Source organism: Streptomyces griseobrunneus (assembly GCF_046713465.1).
GTDB lineage: Bacteria > Actinomycetota > Actinomycetes > Streptomycetales > Streptomycetaceae > Streptomyces > Streptomyces microflavus.
In genome coordinates, this window is record NZ_CP177080.1 from 4,089,837 (window position 1) to 4,115,211 (window position 25,375).

General features: G+C 70.7%; 24 protein-coding genes. 11 read left to right on the plus strand and 13 right to left on the minus strand.

The window, feature by feature from the left end:
* Positions 1-4: 4 nt before the first annotated feature.
* Both ACK8N7_RS18680 and ACK8N7_RS18685 read right to left on the minus strand, forming a co-directional pair.
* Positions 5-451 (minus strand): pyridoxamine 5'-phosphate oxidase family protein, encoded by a 447-nt coding sequence (locus tag ACK8N7_RS18680; RefSeq protein WP_403213520.1) that lies wholly within the window; start codon positions 449-451, stop codon positions 5-7.
* A gap of 85 nt (positions 452-536) precedes the next feature.
* Positions 537-1,196: a response regulator gene (locus ACK8N7_RS18685; protein WP_403213518.1), complete on the minus strand. Its 660-nt coding sequence runs from the start codon at positions 1,194-1,196 to the stop codon at positions 537-539.
* Positions 1,197-1,544: 348 nt separating this feature from the next.
* Between ACK8N7_RS18685 and pdhA the strand changes: the two genes are divergently transcribed.
* The 3 genes from pdhA to ACK8N7_RS18700 are packed head-to-tail and all read left to right on the plus strand — an operon-like array spanning position 1,545 to position 5,120.
* Positions 1,545-2,705 carry a pyruvate dehydrogenase (acetyl-transferring) E1 component subunit alpha gene (pdhA, locus tag ACK8N7_RS18690; RefSeq protein WP_031122480.1) on the plus strand — a complete coding sequence of 387 codons (1,161 nt, stop codon included), beginning with the start codon at positions 1,545-1,547 and terminating at the stop codon, positions 2,703-2,705.
* A 2-nt stretch (positions 2,706-2,707) separates the two neighbouring features.
* A complete protein-coding gene (locus ACK8N7_RS18695; RefSeq protein ID WP_015609758.1) occupies positions 2,708-3,688 on the plus strand; it encodes an alpha-ketoacid dehydrogenase subunit beta in 981 nt (326 codons plus the stop codon).
* 13 nt (positions 3,689-3,701) lie between these two features.
* Entirely contained in the window at positions 3,702-5,120 is a 1,419-nt protein-coding gene (locus tag ACK8N7_RS18700) for a dihydrolipoamide acetyltransferase family protein (RefSeq protein WP_403213514.1), read from the plus strand.
* Positions 5,121-5,237: 117 nt separating this feature from the next.
* Here the strand turns inward: ACK8N7_RS18700 and ACK8N7_RS18705 are convergent, their stop codons facing one another.
* From ACK8N7_RS18705 to ACK8N7_RS18715, 3 genes are all read right to left on the minus strand, one after another.
* Complete coding sequence (locus tag ACK8N7_RS18705) at positions 5,238-6,137, minus strand: D-alanyl-D-alanine carboxypeptidase family protein (RefSeq protein ID WP_015609756.1); 900 nt, start codon at positions 6,135-6,137, stop codon at positions 5,238-5,240.
* A 179-nt stretch (positions 6,138-6,316) separates the two neighbouring features.
* On the minus strand, positions 6,317-6,970 hold the full coding sequence (locus tag ACK8N7_RS18710) for a cation efflux transmembrane domain-containing protein (protein WP_403213512.1): 654 nt from the start codon (positions 6,968-6,970) through the stop codon (positions 6,317-6,319).
* A gap of 3 nt (positions 6,971-6,973) precedes the next feature.
* Positions 6,974-7,309, minus strand: coding sequence for an ArsR/SmtB family transcription factor (locus tag ACK8N7_RS18715; RefSeq protein WP_403213510.1), 336 nt, complete (start codon positions 7,307-7,309; stop codon positions 6,974-6,976).
* 128 nt (positions 7,310-7,437) lie between these two features.
* Between ACK8N7_RS18715 and ACK8N7_RS18720 the strand changes: the two genes are divergently transcribed.
* Positions 7,438-8,121: a GntR family transcriptional regulator gene (locus ACK8N7_RS18720; protein WP_403213508.1), complete on the plus strand. Its 684-nt coding sequence runs from the start codon at positions 7,438-7,440 to the stop codon at positions 8,119-8,121.
* Complete coding sequence (locus ACK8N7_RS18725; protein ID WP_500443310.1) at positions 8,118-9,428, plus strand: MFS transporter; 1,311 nt, start codon at positions 8,118-8,120, stop codon at positions 9,426-9,428. Before ACK8N7_RS18720 ends, ACK8N7_RS18725 begins: the two co-directional genes overlap by 4 nt.
* Positions 9,429-9,496: 68 nt before the next feature.
* Here the strand turns inward: ACK8N7_RS18725 and ACK8N7_RS18730 are convergent, their stop codons facing one another.
* Positions 9,497-10,321: a maleylpyruvate isomerase family mycothiol-dependent enzyme gene (locus tag ACK8N7_RS18730; RefSeq protein WP_403213504.1), complete on the minus strand. Its 825-nt coding sequence runs from the start codon at positions 10,319-10,321 to the stop codon at positions 9,497-9,499.
* A 211-nt stretch (positions 10,322-10,532) separates the two neighbouring features.
* Here ACK8N7_RS18730 and ACK8N7_RS18735 point away from each other — a divergent pair, with 211 nt between their 5' ends.
* Together ACK8N7_RS18735 and ACK8N7_RS18740 are read left to right on the plus strand one after the other, a co-directional pair.
* A complete protein-coding gene (locus ACK8N7_RS18735) occupies positions 10,533-11,324 on the plus strand; it encodes a carbon-nitrogen family hydrolase (RefSeq protein ID WP_403213502.1) in 792 nt (263 codons plus the stop codon).
* A gap of 45 nt (positions 11,325-11,369) precedes the next feature.
* A complete protein-coding gene (locus tag ACK8N7_RS18740) occupies positions 11,370-11,765 on the plus strand; it encodes a hypothetical protein (protein WP_403213500.1) in 396 nt (131 codons plus the stop codon).
* A 50-nt stretch (positions 11,766-11,815) separates the two neighbouring features.
* Here ACK8N7_RS18740 and ACK8N7_RS18745 read toward each other — a convergent pair whose 3' ends face one another.
* Positions 11,816-12,307, minus strand: coding sequence for an LURP-one-related/scramblase family protein (locus tag ACK8N7_RS18745; protein ID WP_403213498.1), 492 nt, complete (start codon positions 12,305-12,307; stop codon positions 11,816-11,818).
* 64 nt (positions 12,308-12,371) lie between these two features.
* On the opposite strand from ACK8N7_RS18745, the gene ACK8N7_RS18750 reads away from it, so the two are divergent.
* Positions 12,372-14,189 carry an NHL domain-containing thioredoxin family protein gene (locus ACK8N7_RS18750; protein WP_500443313.1) on the plus strand — a complete coding sequence of 606 codons (1,818 nt, stop codon included), beginning with the start codon at positions 12,372-12,374 and terminating at the stop codon, positions 14,187-14,189.
* Between the two features lie 27 nt (positions 14,190-14,216).
* Here ACK8N7_RS18750 and ACK8N7_RS18755 read toward each other — a convergent pair whose 3' ends face one another.
* The 6 genes from ACK8N7_RS18755 to ACK8N7_RS18780 form a co-directional block, all read right to left on the minus strand.
* Entirely contained in the window at positions 14,217-14,927 is a 711-nt protein-coding gene (locus tag ACK8N7_RS18755; RefSeq protein ID WP_500443315.1) for a DUF4232 domain-containing protein, read from the minus strand.
* A gap of 167 nt (positions 14,928-15,094) precedes the next feature.
* Positions 15,095-17,941 carry an AfsR/SARP family transcriptional regulator gene (locus ACK8N7_RS18760; protein ID WP_403213492.1) on the minus strand — a complete coding sequence of 949 codons (2,847 nt, stop codon included), beginning with the start codon at positions 17,939-17,941 and terminating at the stop codon, positions 15,095-15,097.
* Between the two features lie 168 nt (positions 17,942-18,109).
* The gene (locus ACK8N7_RS18765; protein WP_015609744.1) at positions 18,110-18,331 is read right to left on the minus strand and encodes a DUF6458 family protein; all 222 of its coding nucleotides are present in this window, start codon (positions 18,329-18,331) and stop codon (positions 18,110-18,112) included.
* Between the two features lie 101 nt (positions 18,332-18,432).
* Positions 18,433-19,731, minus strand: a complete 1,299-nt coding sequence (locus ACK8N7_RS18770) for a M18 family aminopeptidase (RefSeq protein WP_164358856.1) — start codon at positions 19,729-19,731, stop codon at positions 18,433-18,435.
* 64 nt (positions 19,732-19,795) lie between these two features.
* A complete protein-coding gene (locus ACK8N7_RS18775) occupies positions 19,796-20,422 on the minus strand; it encodes a Uma2 family endonuclease (RefSeq protein WP_403213490.1) in 627 nt (208 codons plus the stop codon).
* Positions 20,423-20,532: 110 nt separating this feature from the next.
* Positions 20,533-22,359 (minus strand): acyl-CoA dehydrogenase, encoded by a 1,827-nt coding sequence (locus ACK8N7_RS18780; protein ID WP_015609741.1) that lies wholly within the window; start codon positions 22,357-22,359, stop codon positions 20,533-20,535.
* 183 nt (positions 22,360-22,542) lie between these two features.
* On the opposite strand from ACK8N7_RS18780, the gene ACK8N7_RS18785 reads away from it, so the two are divergent.
* From ACK8N7_RS18785 to ACK8N7_RS18795, 3 genes are all read left to right on the plus strand, one after another.
* Positions 22,543-23,010 (plus strand): SseB family protein, encoded by a 468-nt coding sequence (locus ACK8N7_RS18785; RefSeq protein WP_007447855.1) that lies wholly within the window; start codon positions 22,543-22,545, stop codon positions 23,008-23,010.
* Positions 23,011-23,195: 185 nt separating this feature from the next.
* Positions 23,196-24,152, plus strand: coding sequence for a pirin family protein (locus ACK8N7_RS18790; RefSeq protein ID WP_015609739.1), 957 nt, complete (start codon positions 23,196-23,198; stop codon positions 24,150-24,152).
* Positions 24,153-24,274: 122 nt separating this feature from the next.
* Positions 24,275-25,339: an AI-2E family transporter gene (locus ACK8N7_RS18795; RefSeq protein ID WP_403213488.1), complete on the plus strand. Its 1,065-nt coding sequence runs from the start codon at positions 24,275-24,277 to the stop codon at positions 25,337-25,339.
* Positions 25,340-25,375: the final 36 nt, after the last annotated feature.

Here is a 25,375-nt window from a genome sequence, read left to right on the forward strand (position 1 = left end):
TAGATCACGCTGCGTGGCGGACAAGCTGACTTGCGCCGAAGTCCAGAGTGTGCTCTGTGACGAAGTGCGGATCGACCCGGAGATAGGCCGGAGCGAAGGGTTCCCCGTTGGCGCGGACGGGGGCGGCTCCGAAGAGTTCTGCCTGCTCAGGGCAGGGATGGACGATCTCGGCGGGCCCGGTGAACTGCACCGACCACAGGTCCCCGCCGTCGCCGGAGGAGGCCGCGTTGTAGTTGTCCGCGCCGTAGGCGACGACGCTCCCGTCGCACGCCTCGTGGTAGCCGAAGCCGCTGTGCATCCGCAGCAGGATCCGGCCGTCGCTCACGATGTGCCGGGCCACCGCCAGGAACGGCAGGGCCCGCATGCTGGTGGCGAGACGGCCGTACGGGACGCGGCCGAGCAGCTCGATCGGCGAGACCGGCGCGGGCGCGGGGGATTCGTCGGAGGGCATACGGTCCACTGTCCGGCACGCGTAGGGGCCGGGTAAGAGTCCCAGGCCCCGGGTGGCGCGGGACCAAAGTCCCTGCGAGCCGTCGTCAGCGGCGCTCGGCCTGGAGCCGTGCGACGTACGCGGCCGCCTGCGAGCGCCGCTCCATGCCCAGCTTGGACAGCAGGCTGGAGACGTAGTTCTTGATGGTCTTCTCGGCGAGGTGCAGCCGCTCCCCGATGACCCGGTTGGTCAGCCCCTCCCCGATCAGGTCCAGGATCTTGCGCTCCTGTTCGGTGAGGTTCGAGAGCCGGTCGTCGCCCTTGGCGGTGCCGCCGTCACGCAGCCGTTCCAGCACCCGGGCGGTCGCCACCGGATCCAGCAGGGATTTCCCGGCGGCGACGTCCCGTACGGCATTGAGCAGTTCATTGCCCCGGATCGCCTTCAGCACATATCCCGACGCGCCGGCCATGATCGCGTCGAAAAGGGCCTCGTCATCGGCGTACGAGGTGAGCATCAGGCATTTGATGTTCTCGTCCAGCGAACGGACCTCCCGGCACACCTCCACGCCGCTGCCGTCGGGCAGCCGGACGTCGAGCACCGCCACATCGGGACGCGTCGCCGGGATCCTGACCAGCGCGTCGGCGGCCGTCCCCGCCTCGCCGACCACCTCGATGTCGGGCTCGGAGGCCAGCAGCTCATGGACGCCACGCCGGACGACCTCGTGATCGTCGAGCAGAAATACCGTGATTTTTCCATCTTCGCGCACGATCGCAGTCTCACATACTCGCCTCCGCTCCGCTCTTCCCTGCCGCTGATCCACGGGATAACGTGCCGTTGTTCCGGCGGCCTGCAAGGCTGTTACCAGTGCTGTGACCAGCAGAGCTTCGCGATTTTTTCGATTTACTTGGAAATCCAAGCAAAATCGCAGGTCAGATAGGGTTTCGCAGTTATGCGATGCACTGGGTAACGTGCCTATGACAGGGCGCTCGCCGGGGCACCTGTCACGCCTGTATCCCGGCCGAGAAGCACCCACCCCGTGCACGGGTCCGGACACAGGCGAGCCGCACTGGTTCCCGGCAGACCCCGGGGGCCGGACCGACGGAGGAGCACGCACGTGACCGTGGAGAGCACTGCCGCCGCGCGTAAACCGCGACGCGCCAGTAAGCGGACCAGCGCCGCGAAGACGCCACAGAGTTCCGAGCCCCAGCTCGTGCAGCTGCTGACGCCCGAGGGCGAGCGTGTCGAGCACCCGGACTACAGCATCGACCTGAGCGCGGACGAGCTGCGCGGTCTGTACCGGGACATGGTTCTGACCCGCCGCTTCGACGCCGAGGCGACCGCACTGCAGCGCCAGGGGGAGCTGGGCCTGTGGGCCTCGCTGCTCGGCCAGGAGGCCGCGCAGATCGGCAGCGGCCGGGCGCTGCGCGACGACGACTACGTCTTCCCGACCTACCGCGAGCACGGCGTGGCCTGGTGCCGCGGGGTCGACCCCACCAACCTGCTGGGCATGTTCCGCGGGGTGAACCACGGTGGCTGGGACCCGACGACCAACAACTTCCACCTGTACACGATCGTCATCGGCTCGCAGACCCTGCACGCCACCGGCTACGCCATGGGCGTCGCCAAGGACGGCGCGGACTCGGCCGTGGTCGCGTACTTCGGTGACGGCGCCTCCAGCCAGGGCGATGTGGCCGAGGCGTTCACCTTCTCCGCGGTCTACAACGCCCCGGTCGTGTTCTTCTGCCAGAACAACCAGTGGGCCATCTCCGAGCCCACCGAGCGCCAGACCCGCGTGCCGCTCTACCAGCGCGCGCAGGGGTACGGCTTCCCCGGCGTCCGGGTCGACGGCAACGACGTACTCGCCTGTCTGGCGGTCACCCGCTCCGCGCTGGAGCGCGCCCGCCGCGGCGAGGGCCCGACCCTGGTCGAGGCGTTCACGTACCGCATGGGCGCCCACACCACCTCCGACGACCCGACGAAGTACCGGGCCGACGACGAGCGGGCCGCGTGGGAGGCCAAGGACCCGATCCTGCGGCTGCGCACGTACCTGGAGAAGGAGAAGCTCGCCGACGAGGCGTTCTTCACCGAGCTGGAGACGGAGAGCGAGACCCTCGGCAAGCGCGTACGCGAGGTGGTGCGGGCGATGCCCGACCCGGAGCCGATGTCCCTGTTCGAGCACGGCTACGCCGACGGCAACTCCCTCGTCGACGAGGAGCGTGCCCAGTTCGCCGCCTACCAGGCATCGTTCGCAGACTCCGCCGAGGAGGGCAAGTAGCCATGGCCGTGGAAAAGATGTCCATCGCGAAAGCGCTCAACGAGTCGCTGCGGCTGGCCCTCGACACCGACCCCAAGGTCCTCATCATGGGTGAGGACGTCGGAAAGCTCGGCGGTGTCTTCCGTATCACCGACGGCCTCCAGAAGGACTTCGGAGAGGACCGGGTGATCGACACCCCGCTCGCCGAGTCCGGAATCGTCGGCACCGCGATCGGCCTGGCCCTGCGCGGCTACCGCCCGATCGTCGAGATCCAGTTCGACGGCTTCGTCTTCCCCGCGTACGACCAGATCGTCACGCAGCTCGCGAAGATGCACGCCCGCGCGCTCGGCAAGATCAAGCTGCCGGTCGTCGTCCGTATCCCGTACGGCGGTGGCATCGGCGCGGTCGAGCACCACAGCGAGTCCCCCGAGGCGCTCTTCGCCCACGTGGCGGGGCTCAAGGTGGTCTCGCCGTCCAACGCGAGCGACGCCTACTGGATGATGCAGCAGGCCGTCCAGAGCGACGACCCGATCATCTTCTTCGAGCCCAAGCGGCGTTACTGGGACAAGGGCGAGGTCGACACCGAGTCCATCCCCGGCCCGCTGCACAAGGCGGTACGCGTCCGCGAGGGCAGCGACCTCACGCTCGTCGCGTACGGCCCGATGGTGAAGGTCTGCCTGGAAGCGGCCGCGGCCGCCCAGGAGGAGGGCAAGTCGGTCGAGGTCCTGGACCTGCGCTCGATGTCCCCCATCGACTTCGACGCCATCCAGACGTCGGTCGAGAAGACCGGCCGGCTCGTGGTCGTCCACGAGGCGCCCGTCTTCTACGGCTCCGGCGCGGAGATCGCCGCCCGCATCACCGAGCGCAGCTTCTACCACCTCGAAGCGCCGGTGCTCAGGGTCGGCGGCTACCACGTGCCCTACCCGCCGGCCCGGCTGGAGGACGAGTACCTGCCGGGTCTGGACCGGGTGCTCGACGCCGTCGACCGCTCGCTTGCGTACTGAGAAGAGAGGGGTCGTGACGACGATGACGCAAACGTCCGCTCGCTTCCGCGAGTTCAAGATGCCCGACGTGGGCGAGGGGCTCACCGAGGCCGAGATCCTCAAGTGGTTCGTCCAGCCCGGTGACACCGTCACCGACGGCCAGGTCGTGTGCGAGGTCGAGACGGCGAAGGCGGCGGTGGAGCTGCCGATCCCGTTCGACGGTGTGGTGCACGAGCTGCGGTTCGCCGAAGGTACGACGGTCGACGTCGGCGAGGTGATCATCACGGTGGATGTGGCGCCGGGGAGCGAGGATGCCCCCGCTCCGGCCGCCGCTCCCGCCCAGGAGCCGGTCGAGGCCGCCCCCGCCGAGGAGCCTAAGGGCCGGACGCCGGTCCTGGTCGGCTACGGGGTCGCCGAGTCCTCCACCAAGCGCCGCCCGCGCAAGGGGGCCGCGCCGGAGGCCGCCGCGGTCGCGGCCGCGGTCCAGGCCGAGCTGAACGGGCACGGTTCTGCGGCTCCCGTGGTCGATGCTCCTCCGGTCGGCCGCCCGCTGGCCAAGCCGCCGGTACGGAAGCTCGCCAAGGACCTGGGGATCGATCTGGCGACGGTGGTGCCGACCGGCAAGGACGGCATCATCACCCGCGAGGACGTGCACGCCGCGGCGACTCCGGTGGCTGCTGAGGCTCCTTCGGCCCCGGCTCCCTCGGCGTCCGAGCCTGTGGTCACCGAGGCACCGGCCGCCACGGCCTCGGCTCGCGAGACCCGCATCCCGGTCAAGGGAGTCCGCAAGGCGATCGCGCAGGCGATGGTGGGCAGCGCGTTCACCGCGCCGCATGTCACCGAGTTCGTCACGGTCGACGTGACGCGCACGATGAAGCTCGTGGCGGAGCTCAAGGAGGACAAGGAGATGGCGGGGGTGCGGGTCAACCCGCTCCTGATCATCGCCAAGGCCCTCCTGGTCGCGATCAAGCGGAACCCCGAGGTCAACGCCGCCTGGGACGAGGCCAACCAGGAGATCGTGCAGAAGCACTACGTGAACCTGGGGATCGCGGCGGCGACCCCGCGCGGTCTGATCGTGCCGAACATCAAGGACGCGCACGACAAGACGCTGCCGCAGCTCGCGGCGGCCCTGGGCGAGCTGGTCGCCACGGCGAGGGACGGCAAGACGTCCCCGGCGGCGATGGCGGGCGGCACGGTGACCATCACCAACGTCGGCGTCTTCGGCGTCGACACGGGCACCCCGATCCTGAACCCCGGCGAGTCCGCGATCCTGGCGGTCGGCGCGATCAAGCTCCAGCCGTGGGTCCACAAGGGCAAGGTGAAGCCGCGTCAGGTCACCACGCTGGCGCTCTCCTTCGACCACCGCCTGGTCGACGGCGAGCTGGGCTCCAAGGTGCTGGCCGATGTGGCGGCGATCCTGGAGCAGCCGAAGCGACTGATCACCTGGGCGTGACCGCGTCTCCCGGCCGGCCCGGCGTCGGCCGGGAGAGAGCGGAATCGCCGGAAAGCGAAGGGGCCCGGCCCGCACGATGTGTGCGGGCCGGGCCCCTTGCTCGTACGCGCGGGTGGGCTACTTCTTGAACCCGTAGTCCATGAGCTTCTTCGCGTCCGCCGTGCGGTTCGCCTCGGAGGACGAGGTGAGCACCGTACCGATGACGGTCTTGCCCTTACGCGTCGCCGCGAAGACCAGGCAGTACTTGGCGGTCGGGCCGGAGCCCGTCTTCACGCCGATCGCGCCGCTGTAGCTGCTGAGCATCTTGTTGGTGTTGGTCCACGCCATGTTGCGGTAGCCACCGCTCTTGGTCGTGACCTTCTGCTTCGTCGACTTCGTCTTGACGATCGAGCGGAAGGTGGAGTTCTTCATGGCCTTGTTGGCGATGATCGTCAGGTCACGGGGGGTCGAGTAGTTGTTCCCTCCCCCTATGCCGTCGAACGAGTCGAAGCGGGTGTTCTTCAGCTTGAGGCTCTTCGCCGTGGAGTTCATCTTGCCGATGAACGACTTCACGCGGGCCGCACGGGTCTTGCCTGCGCCGAACTTGTCGGCCAGGGCGTACGCCGCGTCGCAGCCGGACGGAAGCATCAGGCCGTAGAGGAGCTGGCCCACGGTGACCTTGTCGCCGACGATGAGCCGGGCGGACGAGGCGTTCTTCGAGACGATGTAGTCGCTGTACGCCTTCTGGATGGTGACCTTGCTCTTGAGGTTCACGTTCTTCTGCGACAGCACCACGAGTGCGGTCATGATCTTCGTGGTGGAGCCGGTGGAGCGGCGGGTGTCCGCAGCCTTGCTGTAAAGGGCCTTGCCGGTGCCGCTGTTCATCACGAAGCCGCCCTTGGCGACGATCTTCGGAACCGGCGGCGCGGCGGCCTGTGCCGTCGAGGCGAAGGCGCCGCTCGCGAGCACCGCACCCGCGGTGAGTGCCACGGTGCTCATGATGGTGACGCGATTGATGCGCTTGATCCCGATTTTCAACTGAACGCTCCAAATGCCCCTGATATGCGGCCACATAAGGGTGCCGCTCGGTGGGTGAGACTCCTGAGGCGGGTGAATGGATGTGTTCCCGAACGGGTGAATTTGCGCAGACTTGACCTTGACCGCGATCTTGAACCTGACCGTGGTCGCAGTTGTCCTGCGCCGGCCCGGCCCCGCCGTCAGTGTCCGCAGGTCTGCGCCGGTGCGCAGCAGCCCTTGCCCTGCCAGGCTTCGCGGCCCTCCTTGACCGCGATGACGGCGATGACGAGGGCGGCGACCGGGTCGGCCCAGGACCAGCCGAGCGTGGCGTTGAGGAGGAGGCCGACGAGGAGGACGGCGGAGAGGTACGTGCACAGGAGGGTCTGCTTCGAGTCCGCGACGGCCGAGGCGGAGCCGAGTTCGCGGCCCGCCCGGCGCTGCGCGGCCGACAGGAACGGCATGACCGCAAGGGAAAGGGCCGCGATCACGATGCCGGTGACGGAGCGTTCGGCCTCGCCGTCGCCCGCCAGTGCCCGGACCGCGTCGACGGAGACGTACGCGGCGAGGGCGAAGAACGAGAGGGCGATGACCCGCAGGGCGGCCCTCTCCCGGGCCTCGCGCACCGCGTGGTCGCGGGCGGAGAACTGCCAGGCGACGGCGGTGGCCGAGGAGACCTCGATGACGGAGTCCAGGCCGAAGCCGACCAGGGCGCTGGAGGAGGCGATCGTTCCGGCGGTGAGGGCGACGGCCGCCTCGATGACGTTGTACGCGATCGTCGCCACGACCAGCAGCCGTATCCGGCGGGCGAGCGCGTCACGGCGGGCCGGGGAGGGGCCGAGGGATATCGCGGTCATCGCTCAGCAGCACCCTTCCGACTCGGCGTCCGCGCAGGTGCGGTCGGTCTCGACGGCGACCACGGCGGCGCGCAGGTTGTCCAGGGCGTCGCCGAGGCGTTCGTCGGCCAGTTCGTAACGCGCTCGGCGTCCGTCCGGCACGGTGACGACCAGGCCGCAGTCGCGCAGGCAGGCCAGGTGGTTGGAGAGCCGGGGGCGGGAGATGCCCAGGGCGTCGGCGAGGTCGGAGGGGTACGCGGGGGCCTCGCGGAGCGCGAGCAGCAGGCGGCAGCGGATCGGGTCGGCGAGCGCGCGGCCGAACCGTGCGAGCACCTCGATGTCGGAAGCGACGGTCAGCATGCGCACGACAGTACAGCTGATCCTGAATTCAGGAAAGCCTGAACTATTGATCCTCGCGGCCCGCCGGGGCCGGTCCGGAATCCGGACGCGGCCGCTCCATGCGTGCATGTTGTATCTATGCTGTGGGCATGCCTGCCGCACCCTCCGCCCCCGCCCGGTCGCCCCACACCTCGCTCAAGCAGCCGCCCGCCGCCGAACGCGTCTACACGCACATCAAGGAGGCGGTCCTGGACCGTCGTTACGAGGGCGGGACGCTGCTCACCGAAGGGGGCCTCGCGGACGCGGTAGGGGTGTCGCGTACGCCCGTACGGGAGGCGCTGCTGCGGCTGGAGGTCGAGGGGCTGATCAAGCTCTACCCGAAGAAGGGCGCCCTCGTCCTCGCCGTCTCCGCGCAGGAGATCAAGGACGTGGTGGAGACCCGGCTGCTGGTGGAGGAGTTCGCGGCGCGCAAGGCCGTGCCCGCCTCCGCGCAGCTGATCGCGCGGCTCGAACAGTTCCTGGAGGAGCAGCGGCAGCTGGCGGAGGTCGGGGATCTGGCGGCGGTGGCCGTGAAGGACCGCTGTTTCCATGCCGAGATCGTGAAGCACGCGGGCAACGAGATCCTCTCGCGCCTCTACGACCAGCTGCGGGACCGTCAGTTGCGGATGGGCGTCGCGGTGATGGAGGCGCACCCGGGCAGGATCGAGGCCAACATCACCGAGCACGGTGAACTGCTGGAGGCGATCCGGGCCGGGGACGCGGAGGGGGCCGCGCAGGTCGTGCGGCGCCATGTCGGCCGGGTGCGGGTACTGGTCCGGGGTGAGGACCGGTGAGTTCGGCCGCCGCCCCCACGCTCTCGCTGCCCGGTGACCCACCCGGGGGCCGGCGTGCCGCCCGGGTCTGGGGGATCGGCGTCGCGGTCTACTTCGTCGCGATCATCTTCCGTACGAGCCTGGGTGTGGCCGGTCTCGACGCCGCCGACCGGTTCGACGTCAACGCGTCGGCCCTGTCGACGTTCTCCATCCTCCAGCTCCTCGTCTACGCGGGCATGCAGATACCCGTGGGGCTGATGGTCGACCGGCTCGGCACCAAGCGGGTCCTCACCATCGGGGCCGTCCTGTTCACGGTCGGGCAGCTCGGCTTCGCGCTCTCCCCCTCGTACGGCATGGCGCTGGCCGCCCGCGCCCTGCTCGGCTGCGGCGACGCGATGACGTTCATCAGCGTGCTGCGGCTCGGCAGCCGCTGGTTCCCCGCCCGGCGCGGCCCGCTGATCGGCCAGGTCGCCGCGCTGTTCGGGATGGCGGGCAACCTCGTCTCGACGCTCTTCATCGCGCGGGCGCTGCACAGCTTCGGCTGGACCACGACCTTCGCCGGCAGTGCGGGGGCGGGTGTGGTCGTGCTCGTTCTGCTGCTGCTCTTCCTCAAGGACCACCCCGAGGGGCACGAGCCGCCGCCCGCCGAGCACGCGGGCGGCGCGTACGTCCGCAAGCAGATCGCCGCCGCCTGGCGGGAGCCGGGGACCCGGCTCGGGATGTGGGTGCACTTCACCACCCAGTTCCCGGCGATGGTGTTCCTGCTGCTCTGGGGGATGCCGTTCCTCGTGGAGGCTCAGGGGCTCAGCCGGGGTACGGCGGGCACGCTGCTCACCCTGGTGGTGCTCTCCAACATGGTGGTGGGGCTCGTCTACGGGCAGATCATCGCCCGCCACCACGAGGCACGGACCCCCATCGCCCTGGGCACGGTCGCGACGACCGCCCTTCTCTGGGCCTGCGCGATCTTCTATCCCGCCGATCACACGCCGATGTGGCTGCTGAGCGTCCTGTGCGTGGTGCTGGGCGCCTGCGGGCCCGCCTCGATGGTCGGCTTCGACTTCGCCCGGCCCGCCAATCCACCGGAGCGTCAGGGCACCGCGTCGGGGATCGTCAACATGGGCGGGTTCATCGCCTCCATGACGACACTGTTCGCCGTCGGGGTGCTGCTGGACGCGACGGGCGGCAACTACCGGGCCGCCTTCGCCTCGGTCTTCGTCCTGGAGGCGCTCGGCGTCACCCAGATCCTGCGGCTGCGCCGCCGCGCGGCGCTCAGGGAACGCGATCACCATGTGGTGAGCCGGGTGGAGGCCGTGCACGTACCCGCGTAACCCGTGCACCGATGTGCCCGGCGGCGCGCCCGCCCATCCGTGAAGTACGGGGCGGGCGCCGCCGAGAGCTACGGGGTGACGGCGAAGTGGTCCAGGATCGCGGTGGCCAGCTCCTGGTCGCCCTCGGCCTTGATCCGGTCGGCGACCGCCGTGTGGCGGACCCGGCCGCAGGCGAGGCGTACGTACGTCTCCCAGTCCATCGACAGGGTCACGGCCGGGCCCAGCGAGGGGGAGCCGTCGATCGAACCGCGGCCGTCGGCGTCGACCCGTACCGTCCGCAGGAACTCCACCGGACCGTGCACGTCCAGCACCACCGCCGAGTTGGCCGGGGCGCCCGCGTCCTTCGCGACCACCTTCGGCAGCGCGGTGAGCAGGACGTCCCGGGTGATGTGCGCGCCGGGGGAGTCCAGGTTGCCCGGCTGACCGAGCGTCGCCCGCAGGTCCTGCTCGTGCACCCAGACGTCGAAGGCCCGCATGTTGTGCGCCACTTCGAGGGTCTGCTCGGCGCCCAGGGGCGCGCGGACCATCGTCTCCGGGGCGCGGGACTCGTTGCGGAGCTGCCGGGCACGGCGGATGAGCACGTACTCCAGCTCGGACGTCATCTCGGGCGCGGTGTGGTGGCGCCGGACGTCGACCTGCATCTCCATGTACCGGGTGAAGTCGTTCTGTACGTGGTAGAGGTCGCGCGGCAGCGTGTGGATCGGGCGCGGGTCGCCGAGCATCTCGCACTCCATGCCGATGACGTGCGACACGATGTCCCGCACCGACCATCCGGGGCACGGCGTACGGCGGTTCCACTCCCCCTCCGCGAGTGGCTTGACCAGGTCGGCTATCGCTTCGATGGAGTGAGTCGCGGAGTCGGCGTAGGTCTGGAGGATGGGATGGACGGTCACGGGACCCCTCGGCGGTTCTTCGGTGCATGGGCTGGAGAGCAGGGAGTGCCGGCGGGCGGGCCGGCACGGACGACGCTGTCGTGGGCTGCGGGCTGCGGGCTACGTGGAGGTTCAGTCGCCTAAGTTACGCTGCGAGCAGGCACCCCGGCAGTGCTTTCGTGTGACGATCGTAGGCCCGTGTTGACGGCTCGAATGCCAGGACGGTGGTAGTGTGCGCGCCTCCCTCATCCAGATCGCAGTAGACCCGGACGAATCCGTCGAGGCCCGGCGGCAGCGAGCGGCCTCCCTGGTGGTCGCCCAGCGCGGCTCCGACCTGGTCGTCCTTCCCGAGCTCTGGCCGGTCGGGGCGTTCGCCTACACCGTGTTCGATGAGGAGGCCGAGCCGCTCCAGGGCCCCACCCACGAGGTGATGGCCAAGGCGGCCGCCGAGGCCGGGGTCTGGCTGCACGCGGGCTCCTTCGTCGAGCGCGCGCCGGACGGCACCCTCTACAACACCACGCTCGTCTTCTCACCGGACGGCGAGCGCTCGGCGGTCTACCGCAAGATCCACCGCTTCGGCTTCGACAAGGGCGAGGCGGTGATGATGGGCGCGGGCGAGGAGCTGGTGACCGTCGCCCTGCCGCAGACCACCCTGGGCCTGGCCACCTGTTACGACCTGCGCTTCCCGGAGCAGTTCCGCGGGCTCGTCGACGCGGGCGCCGAGACGCTCGTCGTGGCGGCCGGCTGGCCCGAGCGCCGCCGCGCGCACTGGACGCTCCTCGCGCAGGCCCGAGCCGTCGAGAACCAGGCGTACGTGCTCGCCGTCGGCACGGCCGGCACCCACGCCGACATCCCGCAGGCCGGGCACAGCATCGTCGTCGACCCGTGGGGCGAGGTCCTCGCCGAGGCCGGGTCGGACGAGGAGATCCTGACCGTGGAGTTCGACCCGGCGAAGGTGGGCGCGACCCGGGAGCAGTTCCCGGCGCTGAAGGACCGCCGCCTGGGACTCGCGCCGCCGAGCTGAGGACTGCCCTGCACGGGGCCGGGGCGCTTGTCTACAGTGAGCGCCATGGCCGAACCGGGCAGTGCCGAATCGACGTTGCTCCGTGGCACGGCGATCTTCGCCGCCGCTGTCACGGTCGTCCTCTACCTCTTCGGCCTCGTCCTCGTCGGCGTCGCGCTCAGCGAGGCCGGGTCGGGGGCGGACTCGACGCCCATGCACCAGTGCCGCGACGCGGGCGATCGGCCTCAGAACGTACAGGTGGGCGCGCGACAGGTGCAGTTTCTGCCGCTGCGCGTCCTGTGCCGCACCCCCGACGGCAGGGAGTTCACCAGCGGGGTCGTACCGTCCTGGCTCAACCCCGCCCTCGCGGTCTCCTTCGCGGCCACCGTCGCCCTTGCGGCAGCCGCCTTCGTACAGGCGGACCGACGGGCGGCAGCGCGCCATGCGTCGGCACGTTCCTGAGCCCCCGCGCTGTTTCACGTGAAACAGCGAACTCCCGCGCGAGGGCGCGCTCAGTCCTCGTGCTCCTTGTCCGCCAGCACGATCACACACATCGACACGGCGATCAGCAGCGCGATGTCCGCGTCCTCCCGCACCACGTCGATGCCGTACGTGTCCCGGACCGTCAGCCAGCGCCGCGAGACCTGGGCCAGCAGCTCACCGTCGTACTCGATGGCGAACTCGCGGTCCAGGATCTTGCCGCTGACGTCGATCTCCGTCCCGTCCACCAGGGTCACCCGGTAGTGGTTGCGGAGCAGCGAGAGCCGCTTGCGCTTGACCTTGGCCAGCTCCTCGCCGCCGCGCTCGATGAGCATGGTGTCGCGCAGGCTGATCAGCTTCTGGCGCAGCTCGACCAGCACCCGGCCGTCGGCGTCCTTGAGCTCGAAGGTGTCGCGCAGCCGCATGGCCTTGCCGTCGACCAGGAAGACCTTGCGGCCCTCGGTGTCCTCGATCCAGTAGTCGTCACCGATGGCGAACAGGCGCTCACGCACGAGAAGTCTCATGCGACACAGATTCCCCCGGGCCCCGGCGGAATGCGTGCAGGTGGGGGCGGTGTTGACTTGTGGCATGGCAACACGTGCACGCGTCCGCGCCCCCGAACTCATCGGCAAGGGCGGCTGGCTCAATACAGGCGACCGGCAGTACACCCTCTCCGAACTGCGAGGACGCATCGTCATCCTCGATTTCTGGACGTTCTGCTGTGTGAACTGCCTGCATGTCCTGGATGAGCTGCGGGAGCTGGAGGAGAAGCACCGCGACACCGTGGTGATCATCGGCGTCCACTCGCCGAAGTTCGTCCACGAGGCCGAGCACCAGGCCGTCGTCGACGCCGTCGAGCGGTACGAGGTCCACCACCCGGTGCTCGACGACCCCGAGCTGGCCACCTGGAAGCAGTACGCCGTCCGGGCCTGGCCGACGCTCGTCGTCATCGACCCCGAGGGCTATGTCGTCGCCCAGCACGCGGGCGAGGGCCACGCGCACGCCATCGAGAAGCTGGTCGAGGAGCTGGAGGCTGAGCACGGGGCCAAGGGCACGCTCCGCCGGGGCGACGGCCCGTACGTGGCGCCCGAGCCCGTCGCCACGCATCTGCGCTTCCCGGGCAAGGCGCTGCTCCTGCCCGACGGCGGTTTCCTCGTCTCCGACACCACCCGGCACCGCCTGGTCGAGCTGGACGAGGACGGCGAGACCGTACGGCGGCACTTCGGCACGGGCGAGCGGGGGCTGAGCGACGGCGGGCCGGACGAGGCCCGGTTCAGCGAGCCGCAGGGGCTCGCCGTGCTCCCCGACGGCCGCATCGCCGTCGCGGACACCGTCAACCACGCGATCCGCGCCCTGGACCTCACGACCGGCGTGACCGGCACCCTCGCCGGGACCGGCCGCCAGTGGTGGCAGGGGACCCCGACCAGCGGTCCGGCGCGCGAGGTGGACCTCTCCTCGCCGTGGGACCTGGCCTGGTTCGGCGACCGGCTCTGGATCGCCATGGCGGGCGTGCACCAGCTGTGGACGTACGACCCCGAGGACCAGGCCGTACGCGTCGCCGCCGGGACCACCAACGAGGGCCTGGTCGACGGACCGGCCGCCGAGGCCTGGTTCGCCCAGCCGTCCGGGCTCGCGGTCTCCGCCGACGGCGAGCGGCTCTGGATCGCCGACTCCGAGACCTCCGCCCTGCGCTGGGTCGACCGGGACGAGCACGTGCACACCGCCGTCGGCACCGGCCTCTTCGACTTCGGCCACCGCGACGGGGCGGCCTCCCAGGCGCTGCTCCAGCACCCGATCGGCGTGACCGCGCTGCCCGACGGGTCCGTGGCGATCTCGGACACGTACAACCACGCCCTGCGCCGCTACGACCCCGCGACCGACGAGGTCACCACGCTGGCCACCGACGTCCGCGAGCCCAGCGACGCGGTGCTGGTCGACGGCGACCTGGTCGTCGTCGAGTCCGCCCGCCACCGCCTCACCCGTCTCCGCCTGCCCGAGGAGGCCGTGCGCGTCGCCGAGCAGGCGCACCGCACCCGGCGGGCCGCGACCGAGATCGCCCCGGGCACCCTCCGCCTCGATGTGGTCTTCCAGGCGCCGGCGGGCCAGAAGCTGGACACCCGGTACGGGCCGTCCACCCGGCTGCTGGTCTCCGCCACCCCGCCCGAGCTGCTCGCCGAGGGCTCCGGCGCGGGCACGGACCTCGGGCGCGACCTGGTCCTCGCGGACGGGGTCACCGAGGGCGTGCTGCACGTCTCCGCGATGGCGGCGTCCTGCGACGACGACCCGGCCAACGAGTACCCGGCCTGCCATGTCCACCAGCAGGACTGGGGCGTCCCCGTCCGCGTGACCGCTGAGGGAACGCCCCGGCTGCCGCTGGTGCTGGCAGGGATGGACAGCCCTTGCTGAGGGCTGGTGGCCGGTGGCGCCGACGGCTCAGAACTCGTCGGCGCCGTTGCGCAGCTCGGCGGTCCAGTAGCCGGTGGCCCACTTCTGCGGGTTGACGGCGAGGCCCTCGGGGGCGGGGGACTTCACGACCGCCGCCCCGCCCCCGTTGGCCTTCAGCGTCACCGTGAACTCCTTCACCGTCTCGGTGCTCTCCTTCCGGCCACCCTCGGACATGCGCACCGCTGCATAGGCGGACTGACCGGGCTCCAGGATCACCGGGACCGCCGGCTTGCTCTTGGCGACGGGCGGGACGATGCCCCGCGCGTTGTCCAGGAAGTGGATGTGCGGGTATTCCTTCATCTCGCAGCCGGCGCCGGAGGTGTTCTTCGCGGTCAGCGTGAGGTGGGTGTAGGGCGGGCCGTCCTGGCGCTCGGCGGTGATCTGGAGGCCCTGCGCGGTGCAGAGGGGGGCGGAGGCACCCGAAGTGCCGCCGGAGGAAGAGGCGGACCCGGTGGTGCCGGAGCCCTTGGCCGTGCCGACGGCCTGCTCGGTGCCGCCGGACCCGGTGGTCCCGGTTTCCTGCGCGTCGTCGGTGGCCTTCTCCGACCCGGGCTGCGCTGCGACCGTCGCGCCGGCGCTCACCGCCGGACCGGCGGACTTGGTGCCGGTGTCGTTGTCACCGCAGGCGGTGAGGGTGAGGGCCAGGACCGCGGTGGTCGTGGCGGCCAGGACGGTGCTGCGGTTGCGGAACGTACGCACGGAGGCTCCCCCGGGAGTGGTGGTGGGACGGACGCCCGGTCGAGACGACCGCCCCGGGTTGCTGACAGGGATGACTCTGCCCGCCGCCGCTCACGTATCGCTGACGTCCGGCTGACGTCCGGGTGGCTCGCGTACCGGGTGGTGTCCCGGCCCGCCGCGCTCGGCGCTCAGCCCTCGCCGGAAAGCCGTCGCAGAGCCTCTTCGTGCCGTCGCCGGTGGTCGGCCCGTGCCGTCACGCGCAGCAGCGGTCCCAGCGCCCGTACGGCCCCCTCGTCGTACCCGGCGCGCTCCGCCTCCGTCGCCGCCCGGTCCAGCAGCCGTATGCCCTCGTCCTCCTCGCCGAGCGCGACGCGGGCCTCGCCGCTGACGGCCAGCAGCAGGGTCCGGCGGGCCACCTCCTCGTGCTCGGGTCCCAGGTCGAGCGCCGTCCGGGCGGACGCCAGGGCATCCTCGGGGCGTCCCGCGGTGAGCTGCATCCGGGCGAGGTGCTGGAGGGCGAGCATCTCGGTGTGCCGGTCCCCCTCCGTACGGGCCAGCTCGACGGCCTGTACGCACCCTTCCTGTGCCGTGTCCAGCTCACCCAGTTCGGCCTGGACGACCGCCAGATTGATCAGCGCGGTCGCCTCCCCCAGCGGGTCGCCGGCCTGGCGGGCGAGCAGGGGCGAGCGCTCCAGGAGGGCGGCGGCCTCGCCAGTCCGGCCCTCCTCCGTCAGCACCCAGCCCAGCAGGGTGAGCACCCGCGATTCGGCGTACGCGTCCTTACCCGCGCGCGCCGAGTCGAGCGCCAGCTCCAGCAGCGGGGACCAGCTGTCCCGGGCCCGCCACACCACCTGCGGCCACTGGAGCAGGATGATCCGCCACGCCCGGTCGTCGAGCCCCGCGGCCCGGGCGGCGACGGCGGCCAGCGCCAGGTCGTCCCGCTCGGCGGCCAGCCAGCGCATCGCGGCCGTACGGTCGGCGAAGTCCCGTACGGCGGAGGGGCGACGGTAGTCGTCCGGCAGGACGAAGCAGGGCTCGCCGCCGGGCTCCGCGGTGTCGGCGACGACCAGGGCGGTGGCGATGTAATGGTCGAGTACGCGGGCCAGCGCCTCGGACGCGGCGGCCGGGTCGAGCCCGCGGGCGTACAGGCGCACCAGGTCGTGCAGCACCCAGTGCCCGGGCGCGGTCTCGGTGACGAGGTGGGCCGCGGCCAGCCGTTCCAGCGCGGCGGTGGCGGTGACCGGGTCCGTCCCGGCCAGCGCGGCGGCCGTGTACGGGTCGAAGTGGCCGCCGGGATGGTGGCCGAGCCGGGCGAACTGGTGGACCGCTTCGGGCGGCAGGTGCTGGACGGTCAGCCGCAGGGCGGCTGCGACCCCGGTGTCGTCCACGTCGAGGTAGGCCAGCCGGGAGCGCTCGTCGGCCAGTTCGTCGGCCAGCGCGGCGAGCGTCCAGCGCGGGCGTCCGGCCAGCCGGGCGGCGGTGACGCGCAGGGCGAGCGGCAGTCCGCCGCAGAGCTCGGCGAGCCGGCGGGCCGCCACGGGTTCGGCGTGGACCCGCTCCTCGCCGAGCACCCCGGCGAACAGGGCCGTCCCGTCGTGGGGTTCGAGGGTGTCGAGCGGGACGGGCCGGGCGGCGTCCGAGGCGATCAGCCCTTCCAGCCGGTGGCGGCTGGTGACCAGCGTGACGCAGTCGCTGCCGCCCGGGAGCAGCGGCCGGACGGTGGCGGAGTCGCGGGCGTTGTCGAGGATCACCAGCAGCCGGCGCCGATCCGTCAGCGACCGGAAGAGCGCGGCCGCGGCCTGGACGGACTCCGGGACCCGGCGCGGTGCGACACCGAGCGCGAGCAGGAACTCCCGCAGTACGTCGATGAGCGCGGCCTCCCCGGCCTCGCTGAACCCGCGCAGGTCGGCGAAGAGCCGCCCCTCCGGGAAGAGCGCGGGGCTTCGGTGCGCCCACTGGAGGGCCAGCGCGGTCTTGCCCACCCCGGCAGGGCCGGTGACCAGACAGACGGGTGCCTCGCCCGCCGCCGCCCGGGTGAGCGCGGCCAGTTCGGGCCCGCGCCCGTGGAAGCCGCGAGGGGCGCGGGGGAGGAGGTCGGCGGCCGCGTCGTCGACCGCGGTGAGGGCTGCTGCGTTGCCGGACCTGGCGGCGGGAGCGGGGCCGGGGCCGGGATGGGGATCGGTATTGCGTACGGGGGCGGCCTGGTCGGGTACGGCCGTGGGCGCCGTCCCGGGCCGGGGCCCGGTGGCGCTCACGGGCTCCGGGACGCCTCCGTCCCCGGGCTCGGCAGGTCCCGGTTCCCCCCGCAGGATCAGCGCGTACGCGTCGGCGAGTCCGGGGCCCGGGTCGACGCCCAGCTCGTCCGCGAGCAGCCGCCGGGTGCGGTGGAAGCGGTCCAGGGCCTCCGACTGGCGTCCCACCCGGTACAGGGCCAGCATCAGCGCCGCCGCGAGCGACTCCCGCAGCGGGTGCGCCGCCGTCTCCGCCGCCAGCAGGGCCGCCGCGCGGTGGTGTTCGCCCAGCGCCCCGTACGTGCGGGCCAGGTGCTCGACCGTCGCCAGCCGCGACTCCTCCAGCGAGTGCGCGGCCGCCCTGAGCGGCGGACCGGTGAGGGCGCCGCTGAGCGCGGGGCCCTGCCACAGGGACAGGGCCTCCTTGAGCATCAGGACCGTGTCAGCGGGGGAGCGTTGCTCCCGCGCCAGCATCAGCAGTTCCTCGAACCGCTGCGAGTCCAGCAGGGTCTCCGGCAACCGCAGGACGTACGCGTCGCCGACGGTGGCCAGTTCCACTCCGTACGCCTCCGCGTCCGCGCCCACCAGGAGGGCACGGAGACGGGAGACGTGCCCTTGGATTACGCTGCGGGCGTGCAGCGGGGGTTCGTCGTCCCACAGGGAGTCCGTCAGCCTGCCGACGGTGACCGGGGTGTTGGGGGACAGCAGGAGCGCGGCCAGTAGGCTGCGCCGTTTCGCGGGTCCGAGCGGCAGGGGACCGGTGAGCGTTTCGACAGAGACCGTGCCGAGCAGCCGGAACTCCACGAGCGGCTCCCCTTCCGGGCGGGACGCGCCCGCGGTGGGGGCGCGGGATCCGTTCCAGAATATCGGGGCCGCCAGGCGCCGGACGCCGGGGTCACGCCTGGTAGGCGCCGGTTTTCGGCCGTCGGACGGGCCGGGTCCTCGCCTCTGTCGCCCGGCCGCGGCCGCCGGTCAGTGGTAGCGCTGCTGGTCGTCCTGGACGACCGTGGTGGTGGGCGGCACGACCATGCGCCGACGGCGCGCGATGCTCATGTAGACGAAGACCCCGATGAGGCCGACGAGCATCATGATCCAGCCGACCAGGTCGACATTGACGGTGTCCACCTTCCAGTCGGTCGCGAACGCCAGAATCGCGCCACCACCGATCAGGAGAATGCATCCTCCGAGTCCCATGAATCCCGCCTCCTTGACGATCCGGTGAATCCGGACCGGTGTACGGGTCGGGTACCCGGCCGGACAACAACCATGTCCGGGGCGCTCGTTGAGTGTGGGTGTCAGTCCGTCAGGAACGCCGTGAGCGCGTTCGCCAGCAGATACGGGTCGTCCGCCCCGCAGAGTTCACGGGCGCTGTGCATGGAGAGGATCGCGACCCCGATGTCCACGGTCTGGATGCCGTGCCGGGCGGCGGTGATCGGGCCGATCGTCGTGCCGCAGGGCATCGAGTTGTTGGAGACGAACGTCTGCCACGGCACGCCCGCCTTCTCGCAGGCGGCGGCGAACACCGCCCGGCCGCTGCCGTCGGTGGCGTACCGCATGTTGACGTTGACCTTGAGGATCGGCCCGCCGTTGGCGACCGGGTGGTGCGTCGGGTCGTGCCGCTCGGCGTAGTTGGGGTGCACGGCGTGGCCGGTGTCGGAGGAGAGGCAGACCGTTCCTGCGAAGGCGCGGGCGCGGTCCTCGTACGTACCGCCCCGGGCGAAGACCGAGCGCTCCAGGACCGTGCCCAGGAGCGGCCCGTCGGCCCCGGTGTCGGACTGCGAGCCGTTCTCCTCGTGGTCGAAGGCAGCAAGCACGGGGATGTACGGGAGCTCCTCGTCCGGCTGTCCGGCGACGGCGGCCAGGGCGGCGGTCGCGGCGTGCACGGACAGGAGGTTGTCCATGCGGGGCCCGGCGACCAGCTCCCGGTCGCGGCCCAGGTAGGACGGCGGCTCGATGGCGTGCGGCATGAGGTCCCAGCCGGTGACGTCCTCGGGGTCGACGCCGGCCTCCTCGGCGACGAAGCGGATCAGGTCGCCCTCCTCCACGTTCCCGAGCCCCCAGATCGGCTGCATGTGGCGCTGCCGGTCGAGCTTGAGGCCGTCGGTGTTGGCCGACCGGTCCAGGTGCACGGCCAGTTGCGGCACCCGCAGCAGCGCCCGGTCGATGTTGACCAGCCGGTGGGTGCCGTCCCGCAGCGAGATCCGCCCCGCGAGGCCCAGGTCCCGATCGAGCCAGGTGTTCAGCAGCGTGCCGCCGTAGATCTCGACGGCGATCTGGCGCCAGCCGTGGGATCCGGTGTCGGGCAGCGGCTTCACCCGCAGGTTCGGGGAGTCGGTGTGCGCGCCGACGATCCGGAACGGGGTGTGCGCGGTCGCTCCCTCCGGGACGTACCAGGCGATGATCGCTCCGCCGCGGAGCACGTACTTCCCGCCGGCGGTCGCGTCCCAGGCGGCGGTCTCCTCGACCTGGCGGAATCCGGCCACCTCAAGCCGGGCGGCCGCGTTGGCCACGGCGTGGTACGGGGACGGGCTCGCCGCCAGGAAGGACATCAGATCATCGGTGTGCGCACGGTCGAACCGGTGGCGAGAACTCATGGTCTTCACTGTATCGAGGGACCCGCGTCCGGTATCCGGTGACCGTCGCGGTGCTCCCCGGGGGCTACAGCTCGTCGATCGCGGTCAGGTCGATGTCGATGTCGTACGGGGCGGAGAGCTTGAGGCGGTCGTGGTGGACGCCGGTGGAGACGTACGTCTTGTTGACCGGGTCGAGCTCGTAGGTGATGACCATGGGGCGGTCGTTCTCGCCGGTCATCTCGACGAGCCAGAAGTGCTTGATTCCGGCCGCCGCGTACTTGTGCGGCTTGGTGTCCCGGTCGCGGTCCTCGGAGTCGGGGGAGACGACTTCCACGGCGAGGAGGACGTCGGCGGCCTGGTAGCGGTTCTGGCGTCGGCTCTTGACTGCTTCTGCCTCGACCACGACGACATCCGGCTCCGGGACATTTCTCTTGCCCAGCACCACTGCCATTTCCCGACGCAGGCGGAGACCGTTCGGGACGTGCTGCCGCAGTCCCTGCTCCAGCAGGTACATCGTCAGCGTGTGGAATGCCCGCTGCGGACCGACGAAGACCAGGCTCCCGTCGATCAGCTCGGTGTGCGGCGGGAGGTCGAGCGTGAAGAAGTCGTCCACTGTGTAGCCGGCCGGTGGTGGGACCGGCCACCTCGAGCCGTCCGGCTGGCGGTACAGCGAGTGATCGGGCAGTTCCTCGGCGGCCATGGTCTCTCCCATGGATGGGATTGTGGGCTCAGCGGCCCCGCCTACCCAGCTGATACGACAGCGCCGCCACCCGAACGAATTCCGGATGGCGGCGCATGTTGACGAAACAGGCGAGCGATTCCCTAGAACGCGGCCTCGTCCAGCTCCATCAGGGAGTTGTCGACGTTCTCGGCGAGCGCGCGCTCGGCCGAGACGCCCGGGAGGATGTTCGCGGCGAAGAACTTCGCGGCGGCGATCTTGCCCTGGTAGAAGGCGACGTCCTTGGCGGAGGCGGTCGGCAGCTTCTCGGCCGCCACGGTCGCGCCCTTGAGGAGCAGGTAGCCGACGACGACATCGCCGGAGGCCATCAGCAGGCGGGTGGTGTTGAGGCCCACCTTGTAGATGTTCTTGACGTCCTCGCCGGTCGCGGTGAGGTCGGTGATCATCGTGCCGACGATCGCCTCCAGGTCCACGGCCGCCTTGGCGAGCGAGTCCAGCGCGGGCGCCAGCTCCTCGTTGCCCTGGGCGCCCGCGAGGAACTTCTTGATCTCCTCGGAGAGCGTGTTGAGCGAGACGCCCTGGTCGCGGACGATCTTCCGGAAGAAGAAGTCCTGGCCCTGGATGGCCGTCGTGCCCTCGTAGAGGGTGTCGATCTTGGCGTCCCGGATGTACTGCTCGACCGGGTACTCCTGGAGGTACCCGGAGCCGCCGAACGTCTGGAGCGACTGCGCCAGCTGCTCGTAGGACTTCTCGGAGCCGTACCCCTTCACGATCGGCAGCAGGAGGTCGTTGAGGCCGTTGAGCGCCTTGGCGTCCTCGCCCGCGGCCTCCTTCTCCTGGATCGCGTCCTGGACGGTGGCCGTGTACAGCACGAGGGAGCGCATGCCCTCGGCGTACGCCTTCTGCGTCATGAGCGAGCGGCGCACGTCGGGGTGGTGCGTGATGGTGACCTTGGGCGCCGTCTTGTCCATGAACTGCGAGAGGTCCGTGCCCTGGACGCGCTCCTTGGCGTACTCCAGCGCGTTCAGGTAGCCCGTGGAGAGGGTGGCGATGGCCTTCGTGCCGACCATCATGCGGGCGAACTCGATGATGCGGAACATCTGGCGGATGCCGTCGTGCTTGTCGCCGATCAGCCAGCCCTTGGCGGGGTGGCGGTCGCCGAAGGTCATCTCGCAGGTGTTGGAGGCCTTGAGGCCCATCTTGTGCTCGACGTTCGTCGCGTACACACCGTTGCGCTCGCCCAGCTCACCGGTGGTCCAGTCGAAGTGGTACTTCGGGACCAGGAAGAGCGAGAGGCCCTTGGTGCCGGGGCCCGCGCCCTCGGGGCGCGCCAGCACGTAGTGGAGGATGTTCTCGGACATGTCGTGCTCGCCCGAGGTGATGAAGCGCTTCACACCCTCGATGTGCCAGGAGCCGTCCTCCTGCTGCACGGCCTTCGTCCGCCCGGCGCCTACGTCGGAGCCGGCGTCCGGCTCGGTCAGCACCATCGTCGAGCCCCACTGCTTCTCGACGGCGATCTCCGCGACCTTCTTCTGCTCCTCGGTGCCCTCCTCGAAGAGGATGCCCGCGAACGCGGGACCGGAGGAGTACATCCACACGGCCGGGTTCGCACCCAGCAGCAGCTCCGCGTAGCCCCAGATCAGGGAGCGGGGCGCGGTGGTGCCACCGATCTCCTCGGGCAGGCCCAGGCGCCAGTACTCCGAGTCCATGAAGGACTGGTACGACTTCCTGAAGCTCTCCGGGACCGGCGCGGTGTTGGTCTCCGGGTCGAAGACCGGCGGGTTGCGGTCGGCGTCGGCGAAGGAGTCGGCGAGCTCGTTCTCCGCGAGGCGGACGACCTCGCCGAGGATGCTCTTCGCGGTGTCGACGTCCATCTCCGCGAACGGACCGGTGCCGTACAGCTTGTCGCGCCCGAGGACCTCGAAGAGGTTGAACTCGATGTCGCGGAGATTCGACTTGTAGTGCCCCATGGGAAGGCTCCGTAATCAATAGCAGTGGCGCGCAGCGCCCCGGGGAGTGATGCGGGTCGGGCGACAGGCAGGCGTGGGGACAGGCAGACGCGGGTGTATCAGCTGACCTCTACGATGATGCTACCCGTCAGTAATAAGGCGCAACCCCTCAAGCCGTAGATGTGTCCGATTACTCTTTGCAGCATGTACGGCTACGACCAGAACCCTGGTGCTCAGCAGCAGATGGGTCAGATGGGCCAGATGGGGCAGATGGGTGGCGGCTACGGTGAGCAGCCGCTGTATCCCGAGCCCTCCCCGCCCTCCCTGGCCGACGCGGTACGGGCCTTCACCACCGGCTCCCTCTCCGCCGAGGACTTCCAGCAGATCTTCGCCACGTCGAAGGTCTACTGCCCGCGCGGTGACAACCCCGGCTTCCTGGCGCTGCACAACACGCAGCAGCCCGTGATCCCGATGTTCACCACGCTCAAGGAGCTGCGGCTCTACGCGGGCAAGGAGTCCAAGTACTTCGTGATCACCGGCGCCGAGGTGATCGACCTGCTGCCCACGGGGTACGGCTTCGTCCTGGACATGGAGGGCGATCACCGGATGGTCTTCGACGCCAAGGCGGTCGAGCAGATGGTCGACTTCGCGATGCGCCGCATGTACGGATAGTCGAGAGTCGGCGCATCGCTGACCTGCGGTTTCATCTTTTTCGGGCTAGGGCCTGCGCCGGGATCGGCGCAGGCCCTTTCCGCTGTCGGGAGCACCTCGGAGCGCACCGGGAATGCCGCACGCCTTGCAGGATGTTCACCATTCAACTAAATTAATTCCAGAAGACTCGCCCGGAGGTGGCTCCCATGCCCGCAGTGACCGTCGAAAACCCGTTGACCCTGCCCAAGGTGGCCGCTTCGGGTGACGCCGTGGCCCGCCCCGTGCTCGCCGTCACCACGGCGCCGAGCGGATTCGAGGGCGAGGGCTTCCCGGTCCGCCGCGCGTTCGCGGGGATCAACTACCAGCACCTCGACCCGTTCATCATGATGGACCAGATGGGTGAGGTGGAGTACGCCGCCGGCGAGCCGAAGGGCACGCCCTGGCACCCGCACCGCGGCTTCGAGACCGTCACGTACCTGATCGACGGCACCTTCATCCACCAGGACTCCAACGGTGGCGGCGGCACCATCGAGAACGGCGACACCCAGTGGATGACCGCCGGGTCGGGGCTGCTGCACATCGAGGCGCCGCCGGAGTCGCTCGTCCTGTCCGGCGGGCTCTTCCACGGCCTCCAGCTCTGGGTGAACCTGCCCAAGGCCGACAAGATGATGAACCCGCGCTACCAGGACATCCGCGGCGGCGAGGTCCAGCTCCTCGCCTCCCCGGACGGCGGCGCGCTGCTCCGGGTCATCGCCGGTGAGCTCGACGGACACCAGGGGCCCGGCATCACCCACACCCCGATCACGATGATCCACGCCACCGTCCGGCCCGGCGCCGAGGTGACCCTGCCCTGGCGCGAGGACTTCAACGGCCTCGCGTACGTCCTGGCCGGGCGCGGCACGGTCGGCGAGGAGCGCCGTCCGATCCGCCTCGGGCAGACCGCGGTGTTCGGCAGCGGCGGTTCGCTGACCGTCCGCGCGGACGAGAAGCAGGACGGGAACACCCCGGACCTGGAGATCGTCCTCCTCGGCGGCCGTCCGATCCGGGAGCCGATGGCCCACTACGGACCGTTCGTGATGAACAGTCAGGCCGAGCTGAAGCAGGCCTTCGAGGACTTCCAGGCCGGCCGCCTCGGCACGGTCCCGGCGGTCCACGGCATGTGACGCCTGGGGCGGTCCCGGCCGTTCACGGCATGTGAAGGTGAGGGCGGTCGTGCCTGACGGCCCGTCACCCGTACGGTGGCGGCGGGCGGGCCCACCGGCGTACACCGTGATCGGGTGGGAGGGTGCCTGCTTCCAAGCCCCTCCTGCCCGACGGCGCCCGCCGCGCGGCCGCATGGTGCGGTGTCGTCCTGCTGGTGGCGGGGGTCGCCGCCGTCGCGATCTGGCTGGTCGTCGCCCTCAAGACCGCGGTCACGCCGGTGCTGCTCGCCCTCCTCGGCACCGCGCTGCTGGGCCCCGTGCACCGCTGGCTCGTCGCCCGCCGGCTCAACCGGTCGCTGGCCGCCGGGCTGACCTGTGCGGCGCTCGTCGCGGTGGTGGGCGGAGCCGGGTACATCGTGGTCACCGCCCTCGTCGACTCCGGCGACCAGATCGTCCGCTCTTTGAAGGACGCCGGGCAGTGGGTCGTCGACCACCTCGACATCGGCGGCAACACCGACGTCGACAGCCTCGCCGACAACGCCAGGAACCTGGTCGAGAAGTTCGGCGCGAGCGCCGCGGGGGGCCTGCTCAGCGGTATCAGCCTGGTCGGCACACTGGTGGCGACCAGTGTGCTGGCTCTCCTGCTGACCTTCTTCTTCCTGCGGGACTCCGACCGGGCGGTGGACCTCGCGCACGCGGTGGCCCCGCGCGGCACCGGTGACCTGGTGGAGGCGATGGGGCGCCGGGCGTTCGAGGCCGTCGAGGGCTTCATGCGCGGCACCACGTTCATCGCCCTGATCGACGCCGTGTGCATCACGGTGGGCCTGCTGATCCTGGGTGTGCCGGGGGCGGTGGGGCTGGGCGCGCTGGTCTTCGTCGGCGCCTACATCCCGTACCTCGGGGCCTTCCTCTCCGGCGCCGTCGCCGTCCTGGTCGCGCTGGCCGACCGGGGGCTTGTGATCGCGCTGTGGGCGCTGGGGGTGGTCCTCGCGGTCCAGGTGCTTGAGGGGCATGTGCTCCAGCCGGTGATCCAGAGCCGTACGGTGCAGATGCACCCCGCGATGATCATGATCGCGCTGACGGCGGGAGCGAGCGTCGCCGGGCTGATGGGCATGCTGCTCGCCGTCCCGATGTGCGCGGCGGCTTTCGGCGTACTGGGCGAGCTACGCAGGCGCTCCGGCGGCAATCCCAGCCCGTCCGGCGTTTGAGGACGGAACCGTTACGGGGGTGGCCCCGCAGCAATC

What these genes read in the sequence shown, in the direction of transcription:
- ACK8N7_RS18745 (WP_403213498.1), bottom strand. Translation starts at nt 12,307, where the DNA reads ATGAGACTTCTCGTGCGTGAGCGCCTGTTCGCCATCGGTGACGACTAC.
- ACK8N7_RS18720 (WP_403213508.1), top strand. Translation starts at nt 7,438, where the DNA reads ATGCCTGCCGCACCCTCCGCCCCCGCCCGGTCGCCCCACACCTCGCTC.
- ACK8N7_RS18780 (WP_015609741.1), bottom strand. Translation starts at nt 22,359, where the DNA reads ATGGGGCACTACAAGTCGAATCTCCGCGACATCGAGTTCAACCTCTTC.
- ACK8N7_RS18785 (WP_007447855.1), top strand. Translation starts at nt 22,543, where the DNA reads ATGTACGGCTACGACCAGAACCCTGGTGCTCAGCAGCAGATGGGTCAG.
- ACK8N7_RS18715 (WP_403213510.1), bottom strand. Translation starts at nt 7,309, where the DNA reads ATGCTGACCGTCGCTTCCGACATCGAGGTGCTCGCACGGTTCGGCCGC.
- ACK8N7_RS18680 (WP_403213520.1), bottom strand. Translation starts at nt 451, where the DNA reads ATGCCCTCCGACGAATCCCCCGCGCCCGCGCCGGTCTCGCCGATCGAG.
- ACK8N7_RS18740 (WP_403213500.1), top strand. Translation starts at nt 11,370, where the DNA reads ATGGCCGAACCGGGCAGTGCCGAATCGACGTTGCTCCGTGGCACGGCG.
- ACK8N7_RS18750 (WP_500443313.1), top strand. Translation starts at nt 12,372, where the DNA reads ATGGCAACACGTGCACGCGTCCGCGCCCCCGAACTCATCGGCAAGGGC.
- ACK8N7_RS18775 (WP_403213490.1), bottom strand. Translation starts at nt 20,422, where the DNA reads ATGGGAGAGACCATGGCCGCCGAGGAACTGCCCGATCACTCGCTGTAC.
- ACK8N7_RS18695 (WP_015609758.1), top strand. Translation starts at nt 2,708, where the DNA reads ATGGCCGTGGAAAAGATGTCCATCGCGAAAGCGCTCAACGAGTCGCTG.
- ACK8N7_RS18765 (WP_015609744.1), bottom strand. Translation starts at nt 18,331, where the DNA reads ATGGGACTCGGAGGATGCATTCTCCTGATCGGTGGTGGCGCGATTCTG.
- ACK8N7_RS18790 (WP_015609739.1), top strand. Translation starts at nt 23,196, where the DNA reads ATGCCCGCAGTGACCGTCGAAAACCCGTTGACCCTGCCCAAGGTGGCC.
- ACK8N7_RS18710 (WP_403213512.1), bottom strand. Translation starts at nt 6,970, where the DNA reads ATGACCGCGATATCCCTCGGCCCCTCCCCGGCCCGCCGTGACGCGCTC.
- ACK8N7_RS18770 (WP_164358856.1), bottom strand. Translation starts at nt 19,731, where the DNA reads ATGAGTTCTCGCCACCGGTTCGACCGTGCGCACACCGATGATCTGATG.